This window comes from Marinobacter sp. (assembly GCF_046484525.1).
Lineage (GTDB): Bacteria > Pseudomonadota > Gammaproteobacteria > Pseudomonadales > Oleiphilaceae > Marinobacter.
Window position 1 is genome coordinate 68,360 of the sequence record NZ_JAWOIS010000013.1, and the last position, 12,875, is coordinate 81,234.

At 57.7% G+C, this 12,875-nt stretch carries 8 protein-coding genes and 4 tRNA genes; 11 read left to right on the plus strand and 1 reads right to left on the minus strand.

Annotated elements, in window-relative coordinates:
• Nucleotides 1-32: 32 nt before the first annotated feature.
• Nucleotides 33-2,213: a malate synthase G gene (locus tag R6W86_RS02950; protein ID WP_410327902.1), complete on the plus strand. Its 2,181-nt coding sequence runs from the start codon at nucleotides 33-35 to the stop codon at nucleotides 2,211-2,213.
• 157 nt (nucleotides 2,214-2,370) lie between these two features.
• On the opposite strand, the gene folD is transcribed toward R6W86_RS02950, so the two are convergent.
• On the minus strand, nucleotides 2,371-3,231 hold the full coding sequence (gene folD / locus R6W86_RS02955; protein ID WP_410327903.1) for a bifunctional methylenetetrahydrofolate dehydrogenase/methenyltetrahydrofolate cyclohydrolase FolD: 861 nt from the start codon (nucleotides 3,229-3,231) through the stop codon (nucleotides 2,371-2,373).
• A gap of 219 nt (nucleotides 3,232-3,450) precedes the next feature.
• Between folD and R6W86_RS02960 the strand changes: the two genes are divergently transcribed.
• From R6W86_RS02960 to R6W86_RS03005, 10 genes are all read left to right on the plus strand, one after another.
• Nucleotides 3,451-3,527, plus strand: a tRNA-Pro gene (locus tag R6W86_RS02960).
• Nucleotides 3,528-3,560: 33 nt separating this feature from the next.
• Nucleotides 3,561-3,637, plus strand: a tRNA-Arg gene (locus R6W86_RS02965).
• Nucleotides 3,638-3,734: 97 nt separating this feature from the next.
• Nucleotides 3,735-3,810: transfer RNA gene (locus R6W86_RS02970), tRNA-His, on the plus strand.
• A gap of 76 nt (nucleotides 3,811-3,886) precedes the next feature.
• Nucleotides 3,887-3,971 (plus strand) — tRNA-Leu (locus R6W86_RS02975).
• Nucleotides 3,972-4,191: 220 nt separating this feature from the next.
• Nucleotides 4,192-5,496 (plus strand): trigger factor, encoded by a 1,305-nt coding sequence (tig, locus tag R6W86_RS02980; protein ID WP_410327904.1) that lies wholly within the window; start codon nucleotides 4,192-4,194, stop codon nucleotides 5,494-5,496.
• 171 nt (nucleotides 5,497-5,667) lie between these two features.
• Nucleotides 5,668-6,303 carry an ATP-dependent Clp endopeptidase proteolytic subunit ClpP gene (gene clpP, locus R6W86_RS02985; protein WP_092000058.1) on the plus strand — a complete coding sequence of 212 codons (636 nt, stop codon included), beginning with the start codon at nucleotides 5,668-5,670 and terminating at the stop codon, nucleotides 6,301-6,303.
• Between the two features lie 76 nt (nucleotides 6,304-6,379).
• Nucleotides 6,380-7,663 carry an ATP-dependent Clp protease ATP-binding subunit ClpX gene (gene clpX / locus R6W86_RS02990; protein WP_410327905.1) on the plus strand — a complete coding sequence of 428 codons (1,284 nt, stop codon included), beginning with the start codon at nucleotides 6,380-6,382 and terminating at the stop codon, nucleotides 7,661-7,663.
• Between the two features lie 247 nt (nucleotides 7,664-7,910).
• Nucleotides 7,911-10,328, plus strand: coding sequence for an endopeptidase La (gene lon / locus R6W86_RS02995; RefSeq protein ID WP_410327906.1), 2,418 nt, complete (start codon nucleotides 7,911-7,913; stop codon nucleotides 10,326-10,328).
• A gap of 237 nt (nucleotides 10,329-10,565) precedes the next feature.
• Nucleotides 10,566-10,838: an HU family DNA-binding protein gene (locus R6W86_RS03000; protein ID WP_008174603.1), complete on the plus strand. Its 273-nt coding sequence runs from the start codon at nucleotides 10,566-10,568 to the stop codon at nucleotides 10,836-10,838.
• 126 nt (nucleotides 10,839-10,964) lie between these two features.
• Nucleotides 10,965-12,818 carry a SurA N-terminal domain-containing protein gene (locus tag R6W86_RS03005; protein ID WP_410327907.1) on the plus strand — a complete coding sequence of 618 codons (1,854 nt, stop codon included), beginning with the start codon at nucleotides 10,965-10,967 and terminating at the stop codon, nucleotides 12,816-12,818.
• Nucleotides 12,819-12,875: the final 57 nt, after the last annotated feature.

Sequence of the window (12,875 nt, forward strand, 5' to 3'; positions counted from 1 at the left end):
TCGGGAAAACAAACGCATTGAGGCAGACAACGATGACAGAACGCGTACAAATTGGCGGCATTCAGGTCGCGAAGAATCTGTATGATTTCGTAAACAACGAAGCGCTTCCGGGAACCGGGATCGATCCTGACAAATTCTGGGCAGAGTTCGATAAGATTGTTAACGAATTGGCCCCGCGTAACCGCAAACTGCTGGCAAAGCGTGACGCTATCCAGGAAAAAATGGACAGCTGGAACCGTGACCACAAGGGTCAGAAGCTGGACATGGCCGAATACAAGGCCTTCCTGAAAGACATCGACTACCTCGTGGAAGAGCCGGCTGACTTCAAAATCTCTACTTCCAACGTTGACCCGGAAGTGGCCACCATGGCCGGCCCGCAGCTGGTGGTTCCGATCATGAATGCCCGTTTCGCCCTGAACGCGGCGAACGCCCGCTGGGGCAGCCTTTACGATGCCCTGTACGGTACCGATGCGATCTCCGAAGACGGCGGTGCGGACAAGGGCCCGGGCTACAACCCGGTTCGTGGCGCCAAGGTTATCGAGTGGGCTCGCAACCTGCTGGACAGCTCCGCGCCGCTGGCTTCCGGAAGCCACAAAGATGCCGCCAAATATTCCGTTGAGGGCGGCAAGCTGGTTGTCAAGCTGCAGAGCGGCGAGACCACCGGCCTGAAAGACGAGTCCGGTTTCGTGGGCTACACCGGCGCTGCCGATGCGCCGACCGGCGTGTTGCTGGTCAAGAATGGCATGCATTTCGAGATCCAGATCGATGCCAGCCATCCGATCGGCAAGGACGACGGCGCGAACGTTAAGGATGTCCTGATGGAGTCCGCGCTGACTACCATCATGGACTGCGAAGATTCCGTCGCCGCTGTGGATGCTGACGACAAGACCCTGGCGTACCGTAACTGGCTCGGCCTGATGAAGGGTGACCTCGAGGAAACCTTCGAGAAGGGCGGCAAGCAAATGACCCGCAAGATGAACGCGGACCGCACTTGCACGGCCGCTGATGGCAGCGAGCTGGCGCTGAAGGGGCGCAGCCTGATGTTCGTCCGTAACGTCGGCCACCTGATGACCAACCCGGCCATCCTGCTGAGCGACGGTAACGAGATCCCCGAGGGCCTGATGGACGGCCTGATAACCTCGCTGATCGCAGTCCACGATCTCAAGGGCAACAGCAAGTTCCAGAACAGCACCAAGGGCTCTGTCTACATTGTCAAGCCCAAGCAGCACGGCCCGGAAGAAGTGGCATTCACCAACGAATTCTTCGGCCGTGTCGAGGATGCATTGGGTCTGCCGCGCTTCACCCTGAAGGTCGGTATCATGGACGAAGAGCGTCGTACCACCGTCAACCTCAAGGCCTGTATCCACGCAGCTAAAGAGCGTGCGGTGTTCATCAACACCGGTTTCCTGGACCGCACCGGTGACGAAATCCACACCTCCATGGAGCTGGGACCGTTTATCCGCAAGGGGCCGATGAAGCAGGCTACCTGGATCAACGCCTACGAGCAGTGGAATGTGGACATCGGGCTGGAAACTGGTTTCTCCGGTGTTGCTCAGATTGGTAAGGGTATGTGGGCCATGCCGGACCTGATGGCCGGCATGCTCGAAGCCAAGATTGGCCACCCGAAAGCCGGCGCCAACACCGCGTGGGTTCCATCTCCGACCGCCGCAACCCTGCACGCCACCCATTACCACCAGGTAAACGTGTTCGATGTGCAGAAAGAGCTGGCCAAGCGTGAGCGGGCGGCGCTGGAAGATATCCTGACCGTGCCGGTGATGGAGGATCCGTCCTCCCTGAGCACCGAGGACATCCAGCAGGAGCTGGACAACAACGCGCAAGGTATCCTGGGCTACGTGGTGCGTTGGATCGATCAGGGTGTGGGTTGCTCCAAGGTGCCCGACATCAACAACGTCGGCCTGATGGAAGACCGCGCTACCCTGCGGATCTCATCCCAGCTGCTGGCGAACTGGCTGCATCATGGCATCTGTACCGAAGCGCAGATCGAGGAAACCATGAAGCGCATGGCGGCGGTCGTCGACAAGCAGAACGCGGGCGACCCGGCTTATCGCAACATGGCTCCGAACTTCGATGAGAGCGTCGCGTTCGAAGCAGCGATGGCGCTGGTTCTCAAGGGCTGTGAACAGCCGAACGGCTACACCGAGCCGCTTCTGCACGAGTACCGTCAGAAGGCCAAGGCGAAGTACGGCCAGTGAGGCTTAAGCCAGACACAAAAAACCCGCGGATTCCGCGGGTTTTTTGTGGAAGGATGAGAATGGGGTCTGATCCTGAACCAAACGCCTCGGTCAGCGACTGACTGCCAAGGTTACGGCCATCTCCGGGGTCTGACCCCGAACAGGGCAGACCCCACCTTCATTGGTCTTTATGCAGCACATCCGCCGCATAAAGCGTATTCTGCAACAGCGTGGCAATCGTCATCGGCCCCACACCCCCGGGTACCGGAGTAATATACGCCGCCCGCTCGGCTGCCGCCTCAAACTCCACGTCACCCTTCAGCTTGCCGTCTTCCATCCGGTTGATCCCGACATCAATGACGGTCGCGCCGGGCTTGACCCACTCGCCCTTGACCAGTCCGGGTTTGCCTACAGCGGCAATCAGGATGTCCGCCTCGCCAACAAACCTGGCCAGGTCCGGTGTGAACCGGTGGCACACGGTGGTGGTGGCGCCCTTTAATAGCAGCTCCATGCTCATGGGGCGGCCGACGATGTTGGATGCACCCACGATTACCGCATGCTGGCCCTTGTAGGGTGTGCCGATGGAGTCAAGCAGGGTGATGACGCCAGCCGGCGTGCACGGGCGCAGGGCGGGTTTGCGCTGCATCAGGCGGCCGATGTTGTAGGGGTGGAAGCCGTCCACGTCCTTGTCCGGGCGAATCTTGATCAGGATAGGGTCTGCGTCCAGGTGCTCCGGCAACGGCAACTGGACCAGTATACCATCTACTGCGGGGTTTTCGTTCAGTTCGTCTACCAGGGCCTCGAGGGCTTCCTGGGAGGTGTCTGCCGGCAGATCGTAGGACAGGGACAGAATGCCGGCTTCCTCGCAAGCCTTGACCTTGTTGCCAACGTAAACCTGGGAGGCCGGATCATTGCCGACCAGTACCACCGCCAGGCCAGGTGCCCGCAGGCCATTCTGCTTTCGGGCTTCAACACCGGCGGCGACCTGCTGTCTCACCTGGGCGGCAATTTCTTTTCCGTTAATCAGTTTGGCGCTCATGTTTCCGTCTTGTCGGTTGGGCATCGGTAAATGAAGGCCGGCAATTGTCTCATGCTTCCGCCCGAACTCCAATTGGATCAGGGGAGGGGAACTTTTTATGGCGTGCAAGGTCTCCATCAGTGCCTGATTCATCGGTTTTTTCGAAAGCGTGTTGACGGCACCGCCCGGCGCCGGTAATATGCGCGCCAACTTTGCTGAGGCACTAGTTGTTCAGACAGACGGGGTATAGCGCAGTCTGGTAGCGCGCCTGCTTTGGGAGCAGGATGTCGGGAGTTCGAATCTCTCTACCCCGACCAATTTTCTGTGTGTTCAGGTGGGCGAACGGTCAGGCGCCCGTAGCTCAGCTGGATAGAGCAACGGCCTTCTAAGCCGTGGGTCGCAGGTTCGAGTCCTGCCGGGCGCGCCATAAAGCCGTCGGTAAGGACGGTTCCGGGGTCACCTAATCAGCAAGGTTGAAATTTCGGCGAAATTGTCGAAAATGCCGCAAGGCGATGCCCGATGTGGTGGACGTAGCTCAGTTGGTAGAGCTCAGGATTGTGACTCCTGCGGTCGAGGGTTCGAACCCCTTCGTCCACCCCACTTTTCCCCTTCAGTGATTTTCCGCAAAGACTGAACTTTGGTACTGTTTGTCTGACCTTCGTTCAGCGTTGTGTATGCGAGCGTGGCGGAACTGGTAGACGCGCTGGATTTAGGTTCCAGTGGGGCAACCCGTGAGAGTTCGAGTCTCTCCGCTCGCACCACCCTCTTTTTTTTCCGTATTTCATCCCCATATCTTCTGCTGTTCTGCAAAGCTGTGGTCCGCGCCTCCGAGCCCGTGCCATACAGGTGATTCTCTCGGCGGTGCAAACCGTGATAAACTACCGGCTTTTAATTTTCAGTCCTTCCGGGGCGAACTGCCTGGAAACGGACTTTTGTTATAGATTTCATTCACATACCGAACCTGTAATTTGAGGATCTTCCATGCAAGTGTCTGTTGAAACGACCTCCAACATCGAGCGTCGCATGACGATTGGTGTGCCCGCCCAGGAAATCGACCAGGCGGTCCAGAAACGCCTGCAGGAAACTGCTCGGACTGTGCGCCTGAACGGCTTCCGCCCTGGCAAGGTGCCCATGAGCGTGGTAAAGCGTCGTTTCGGTGACAGCATCCGACAAGAAGTTGTTGGTGAGGTTATGCGCGACAACTACATCAAGGCACTGCAGGAGCAGGACATCAACCCGGCAGGCTGGCCGCGGTTTGAGCCGAAGACCATGGAAGAAGGCAAGGACCTCGAGTTCGTGGCTACCTTCGAAGTGCTGCCGGAAATTGAACTCGGCGATCTGAGCAAGATCGAAATCGAAAAGCCCCAGACCGAACTGACCGACAAGGATATCGATACCATGATCGATAGCCTGCGTCGCCAGCAGGCCACCATGAAGGAAGTCAAGCGCAAATCCAAGAACAAGGACGTTGTGACCATCGACTTCAAGGGCTTCATTGATGGTGAAGAATTCGAGGGCGGCTCCGCCGAAGGTCATCGTCTGACCCTGGGCTCAGGCCAGATGATTCCGGGCTTCGAGAAGGGCATCGTTGGCGGCAAGTCCGGCGAAGAGCTGGAAGTCGAGGTGACCTTCCCCGAGGACTACCAGAACGAAGACCTGGCGGGCAAACCGGCCAGGTTCGAAATCAAGATTCACAAGGTTGAAGAGCCTCAGTTGCCTGAATTGGACGTCGAGTTCTTCCAGAAGTTCGGTATCGAAGCCGAGGACGAAGCCGCTTTCCGTGAGGAGGTGAAGAAGAACATGGAGCGCGAGCTGAAGCAGGCGGTATCCAACAAGGTCAAGAACGACGTAGTCGACGGCCTGCTGGAAACCACCGAACTGGACGTTCCGGCTGCCCTGGTGGACCAGGAAATCGATCGGCTGCGTCAGGATGCGGTGCAGCGTTTCGGCGGCCAGGTTGACTTCCAGCAGTTGCCCAAGGAAATCTTCGAGGAACAGGCTAAGCGTCGCGTCAAGACTGGCCTGCTGTTCCAGGAAATGGTCAAGCAGAACGACCTGAAGGCCGATCCGGCCAAGGTAGAGGAAAAGATCCAGGAGATCGCTTCTACGTATGAACAGCCTGAGGAAGTTGTTGCACACTTCACCAATAACCCGGATCAGAAGTCCCAGATCGAGTCTTCAGTACTGGAAGATGCGGTTGTAGACCATGTGCTGGAACAGGCCAAGGTTAAAGAAAAGAAGATGAAGTACGAAGAGGCCATTGCTGCGGGTCAGTCCCAGCGCTAATCAGCGGTGACCGGTTCGCGAGGCCGGTCGCGTTGGCCGAACCAGAAAACAGCCGGCTTGTCCGGCTGTTTTCATCTGGGTCGACTGGTGGCACAGTAAGGTGAGTAAAGACATCAGAAAATGTCGTGGGGCGAGTCCACGATCCATTGTCCATAAGGAGTTCAGGCGCACATGACGCAGAAACCAATTGATGGTCCCGCAATGGTTACCAATTCCGGCCTGGTGCCAATCGTGATCGAGCAGACCGCCCGTGGCGAGCGTTCTTTCGATATCTATTCCCGCTTGCTCAAGGAACGGGTGATTTTCATGGTCGGGCCGGTCGAAGATCACATGGCGAACCTGATCGTGGCCCAGTTGCTGTTCCTGGAATCCGAAAACCCGGACAAGGACATCCACCTTTATATCAACAGCCCGGGTGGTTCCGTGACTGCCGGTATGTCCATCTATGACACCATGCAGTTTATCAAGCCGGATGTCGCGACCCTGTGTATCGGTCAGGCGGCCAGCATGGGTGCCTTCCTGCTCGCGGGCGGCGCCGAGGGCAAGCGGGCGTGCCTGCCGCACTCCCGTGTGATGATTCACCAGCCGCTGGGTGGCTATCAGGGCCAGGCAACGGACATCGAGATCCACACCCGTGAGATCCTGAAGATCCGTCATACCCTGAACTCCCTTCTGGCCAAGCACACCGGCCAGGATCTGGAGACCATCTCGAAGGACACGGACCGCGACTATTTCATGGATCCGGACCAGGCCAAAGAGTACGGACTGATTGATTCGGTACTTGATAAGCGCGTGCCGAATACATAATACTGAAAGTAATCGCATCAACCTTGGCCGGCGTACCTGCCAGTAACGCCGGCAGTTGACGAACAGAGGTAATTCAATGGCAGATGAAAGAAACGGCAGAGGCGACGATAACGGCAAGTTGCTGTACTGCTCGTTTTGTGGAAAGAGCCAGCATGAAGTCCGTAAGCTCATTGCAGGGCCCTCGGTGTTCATCTGCGACGAGTGCGTAGATCTGTGCAATGACATCATCCGGGAGGAAATCCAGGAGAATTCCCAGGAGGAGGCCAGTGATCGCCTGCCGTCGCCTGCGGAAATCCGGGAAACCCTGGATGAATACGTCATTGGCCAGGATCGTGCCAAGGTGGTGTTGTCCGTTGCGGTTTACAACCACTACAAGCGGCTGCGCTATGGCGAGGGCAAGAACGACGTCGAGCTGGGCAAAAGTAACATCCTGCTGATCGGCCCGACCGGTAGCGGTAAGACCTTGCTCGCCGAGACTCTGGCCCGCATGCTTAATGTTCCGTTCACGATCGCCGACGCGACCACGCTGACCGAGGCTGGTTACGTGGGTGAGGACGTCGAGAACATCATCCAGAAGCTGCTGCAGAAGTGCGACTATGATGTGGACAAGGCCCAGCGCGGCATTGTCTACATTGATGAGATCGACAAGATTTCCCGCAAGTCGGACAACCCGTCCATAACCCGGGATGTATCCGGCGAGGGCGTGCAACAGGCGCTGCTCAAGCTGATCGAAGGCACGGTCGCATCGGTTCCGCCCCAAGGCGGACGCAAGCATCCACAGCAGGAATTCCTGCAGGTGGACACCACAAACATGCTGTTCATTTGCGGTGGTGCCTTCGCTGGGCTGGAGAAAGTGATTCAGGAGCGTTCCGAGCGCAGCTCCATCGGTTTCTCCGCAACGGTGAAGAGCCAGAACGACGCCAAGAGTGCCGGTGACGTCATCAAGAATGTGGAGACCGAGGATCTGGTGAAATTCGGCCTGATTCCCGAGTTTGTCGGCCGGCTTCCGGTGGTGGCCACTCTGACCGAGCTGGACGAAGATGCCCTGGTACAGATCCTTACGCAGCCCAAGAACGCCCTGACCAAGCAGTACCAGAAGCTGTTTGACATGGAAGGCGTAGAGTTGGACTTCCGGGAAGACGCCCTGCGGGCTGTCGCTCGCAAGGCCATGGAGCGCAAGACCGGTGCCCGGGGCCTGCGTTCCATCATGGAAGCCACGCTGCTGGACACGATGTACCAGATCCCATCAGAGCATGACGTGACCAAGGTGGTCATAGACGAAAGCGTGATCAACGGCGATTCCGAACCGTTCAAGATCTACGCCAGCAGCGACCACGCCAAAGCCGTGCCCGAGGACTGAAAAGGGGATTGCTGGCCCGGCCCGAAACCGGGGAAGGTAAACCCCGGGGTCAGATGAAGGTTTCCATCTGACCCCAATTTCACGCCCGACTCAGGGGTCAGATGAAAGCCTTCATCCGACCCCATCTTGATCCCTGCATTGATTTGACCATTTCGGCCCACGTTTCCCCCCTTCAAAAGATTGCAATTTTAATCAGCGCCCCAATGAAGGGTGATATGCTGAAAGAAATACCGTCAGAGGAAGTCCTATGACCCTGATACCCGAAGATACCGTGCAAGAATACCCGTTGCTCCCGTTGCGGGACGTGGTGGTGTTTCCGCACATGGTGGTGCCCCTGTTTGTCGGCCGTGAAAAATCCATCCAGGCACTGGAAGCGGCTATGGAAGGCGGTAAGGAAATCCTGCTGGTGGCCCAGCGCGACGCGTCCACCGACGAACCGGGCGCCAAGGATGTGTTCGAAATGGGCACCCTGGCGACCGTCCTGCAGATGCTGCGGCTCCCCGACGGTACGGTGAAAGTACTCGTGGAGGGCAACGCCCGGGCCTCCATCAGTAACATCAACGAGGCCGATTACCTCACCGGCAGCGCTGCATTGCTGGATGAGGAATCCCTTCCAGCCCGGGAAGAGGAGGTGCTGGTAAAGACCTTGATGGATGAATTCGAGAAGTTTGTGAAGCTCTCCAAGAAGGTGCCGTCCGAAGTCTCCAACTCCCTCACCGGCATCAACGAGGTGGAGCGCCTCGCCGACACCATGGCGGCGCACCTCGAGATGCGCATTCCTGAGAAGCAGGAATTGTTGGAAGCGTTGGACGTGCGTAAGCGTGTGGACCTGCTGCTGGGCAAGCTGGATGGTGAAATCGACCTGATCGAGGTCGAAAAGCGCATCCGTGGCCGCGTGAAAAAGCAGATGGAACGCAGTCAGCGGGAGTATTATCTGAACGAGCAGATGAAGGCTATCCAGAAAGAGATGGGCCAGCTCGGTGAGGGCAATAATGATTTTGAAGAACTCGAGAAGAAGCTCGAGGAAGCTGGCCTGCCGGAAGAGGCCCGCAAGAAGACCGAGGCCGAGCTGAACAAGCTCAAGATGATGTCACCGATGTCCGCCGAGGCGACCGTGGTGCGTGGCTACATCGACTGGATGCTGGCAGTGCCCTGGAAGAAGCGCAGCCGGGTTCGCCATGACATCGAGAAAGCCCGTGAAATCCTTGATCGCGACCATTACGGCCTGGACGAAGTAAAGAAGCGCATTCTCGAATACCTGGCGGTCCAGAGCCGCGTGAAGAAAGTGAAAGGACCGGTCCTGTGCCTGGTAGGGCCTCCTGGCGTGGGTAAGACTTCGCTCGGTCAGTCCATCGCCAAGGCGACCAATCGTAAATACACCCGGATGGCTCTCGGTGGTGTACGGGATGAAGCCGAGATCCGCGGCCACCGCAAAACCTACATCGGCGCGCTGCCTGGCAAGCTGGTCCAGAAGCTGTCCAAGGTAGGGGTCAAGAACCCGTTGTTCCTGTTCGACGAAATCGACAAGATTGGCATGGACCATCGTGGCGATCCCGCCTCGGCGTTGTTGGAGGTGTTGGACCCGGAGCAGAACCATACCTTCAATGATCACTATCTTGAGGTGGATTACGACCTCTCGGACGTGATGTTCGTATGTACTTCCAATTCGATGAATATTCCGCCGGCCCTGCTGGACCGAATGGAGATCATTCGCATCCCGGGCTACACCGAGGATGAGAAAGTGAACATCGCCCTGCGTTACCTGCTGCCGAAGCAGATCAGGGCTAACGGTCTGCGCAAGGATGAGTTGAAGATACCGGAAGAGACACTGCGCGACCTGATTCGCTATTACACCCGGGAAGCCGGTGTGCGTGGCCTGGAGCGTGAAATCGCCAAGATCTGTCGCAAGGTGGTTCGGGAGCACGTGGAAGCTGGTGAGAAGGCTACTGTAACGCTGACCCCGGAGATGCTGGAAGACTATTCCGGGGTCAAGAAGTTCAAGTATGGTCTTGCCGAGGAAAGCGATCAGATCGGCCAGGTGACCGGTCTTGCCTGGACCCAGGTTGGTGGTGAGCTGCTTACCATCGAATGTGCCCTGACGCCGGGCAAGGGCCGTGTGGTCAAAACCGGCTCACTCGGTGATGTCATGCAGGAGTCGATCCAGACCGCCCTGACCGTGGTGCGCAGCCGCGCGGCCGGACTCGGTATTCCGGCTGACTTCCATGAAAAGCATGACCTGCACATCCACGTGCCCGAGGGTGCCACGCCGAAAGATGGCCCGAGTGCGGGTATCGGTATGTGCACCGGACTGGTTTCTGCTCTGACCCGGATTCCCGTTCGCGCCGATGTGGCGATGACCGGTGAAATCACCCTCAGGGGCCGTGTGCTGGCGATCGGCGGACTCAAGGAGAAGCTGTTGGCAGCCCATCGCGGCGGCATCAAGACAGTCGTGATCCCAGAGGAAAATGTCCGTGATCTCAAAGAGATACCGGATAATATCAAGGAGTCACTGGAGATACGGCCGGTCAAGTGGATCGATGAGGTCCTGGATATTGCCCTGGCATATCCGCCCGAGGCTCATGCCGAGTCGCCGTCCGGAGAAGTCGGTTCCGGAAAGCCTCGGGACGAAGAAGGCGATGCTGCCGAGCGCATAAATACACATTAAAGCCTTGATGAGTTGTTGACATGCCTGAGAGCCCGTTGGTATAACTGTTTCGCCGTGAAGCAGCCAATACCAAGGGCTCCCGCGCAGTAAGTGCCTATTCCGAACACCGGTTAACAGCCGCAAGGAATAATAAAACTGAAGAATGGAATTCTCGGAACGCTTATGCGATAGTCGAGAACGTCCGCGAAAAATAAACCAACCTATAACATCTTCAACCTGAAATCGAAGGGGTTTAGTGTGAACAAGTCCGAACTGATCGATGCAATTGCAGAGTCCGCAGATATTTCCAAAGCCGCCGCTGGCCGTGCTCTGGACGCAATGACCAACTCCATCACCGGTGCCCTGAAAAAAGGCGATCAGGTTACCCTGATTGGCTTTGGTACCTTCTCTGTCAAAGAGCGTGCTGCTCGTACCGGTCGTAACCCGCAGACTGGTGCCGAGATCAAGATTCCAGCCTCCAAAGTGCCTGGTTTCAAGGCAGGCAAAGCCCTGAAAGACGCCGTCAAGTAACGGTTCTTGCTCCGGCGGCCTGGCTCATGCCAGCTGCCCAGAAGAATTGAAGGCGCATTCCGGACAGGGTGCGCCTTTTTACGTTGTAACAACACCGCACGACCTCGACGGGGATTCGGGAGTAACATGCTTCAAGATATTCGGGAAAATGCCCAGGGCACTATTGCCAAGATCATCATCGGGCTGTTGATTGTATCCCTCTCCATCTGGGGGATGGACGCCATCATCGGTGGATTCTCCGGTGAGCCGGAGGTGGCGACGGTCAATGGCGAAGATATTACCGAGCGGGAGTTTCTCCGCCTGGTGCAGCTCGAAAGCCAGCGTCGCCTGTCTCAGATGGAAACGCCGGATCCTTCCCTTCTGAATGAGGATCAGATCCGGAAAGATGTCCTGGAATCCCTGATCCAGGAGTCGGTTCTGACGCAGGATGCCGCCAACCAGGGCCTGGCACTTTCTGACGCCGATATTGATGCCCTGATTACTCAGATGCCGCAATTCCAGGTGGATGCCAAGTTCAACCGGGACCGGTTCGTGGCAACCGTTCGCAATATGGGTATGGGTGTGGGTGAATTCCGCGAAGCCATGCGCAAACAGTATGTGGTCAATCAGATTCGTGCCGGGATCGTTCAAAGCGGATTCTCCAGTCAGGAGAATGCGGCCCAACTGTTGCGGATCCAGAACCAGACCCGCGATTTCCGGGTACTGACCGTTCCCGCTAGTGCAGTTGCCGACCAGGTAGAGGTTACCGACACAGAGGTCGAGGCTTTCTACGAGGAAAATGCCAGCGCCTTCCAGCAGCCGGAGCAGGTGGATGCGGCCTATATCGCTCTTTCCCTTGGCTCCCTTGCCGACAGTACCGAAGTCACTGACGAGGAGCTGCAGGCATACTACCAGGAGCGTTCCGATGATCTGGCACGGGAGGAACGTCGTGCTTCCCATATCCTGATCGAGGATGGTGAGAGCTCCGCTGAGACCATGGCGACCATTCAGGAGCGCCTGGCCGCGGGTGAATCCTTTGCGGCACTGGCCGAGGAATACTCCATTGATACCGTCTCCGCAGAGGAAGGCGGTGACCTTGGCTATGCTGGCCGTGGAGTCTATGACGAGGCCTTTGAAGAGGCTCTGTTCGCCCTGGAAGAGGGGGCGGTCTCCGAGCCGGTGGAAACCAGTTTTGGCGTTCATTTGATCAAGCTTGAGGATGTTCGTCGTTCCGAGGTACCGCCGCTGGCAGAGCTGGAAGAACAGCTGCGCAGCGAGCTGGCCCGGGACAAGGCCGAAGAGCGCTTCGCTGAAGTGCGCTCGCAATTGGCGGATTCTGCCTACGCGGCCGATGACCTTGCCGGCCCTGCCGAAGAACTGGGTCTGAAAGTTCGCGAGATCAGCGGTGTAACCCGCGATGGCGGGCAAGCACCGTTTGACCATGCCGGTCTGGTACGCCAGCTGTTCTCTGATGACGTTCTGAATGGTGGTTACAATACCGAGCTGATCGACGTAGGTGACAGCCTGTCCGTGGTCGCCCGTGTCCGTGAGCATCGGGAGGCGCAGCAACTGCCACTGGCGGATGTTCGTGATCAGATCCGTGAGCGTCTGGTGGCTCAGGAAACCCGTGAGGCACTGGCCGAGCGTGCTGATGCGATTATCGCAAGTCTTGAGCAGGGAGAGTCTGCAGCAGACATTGAAGTGGGCCAGTGGCAGTCCTATGAGGCACAGGGCCGTAACGCCGGGGGCATTGCTCCGGCGGTCATGCAGACTGCCTTTTCCCTGCCGCATCCGGATGAGGGGGCTGTAAGCTATGGCAGCACCTCAAATGCCCGGCAGGCAGCCGTGGTGGCTCTCGATGCGGTCAACGCTGGTGAGGCAGACCGTGATGGCGAGGAGTTCGAGCAACTCCGTCAGTTCCTGGCATCACTGGAAAGTCAGCGCGAATACACCGCTTATCAGCAGTACCTGCGGGCCCAGGCGGAAGTCGAGCGCCCGTAACCGCCGTGCTGAAATACGGAAAAGGGGGAGCCAGACCGGCTCCCCCTTTTTTTGCCG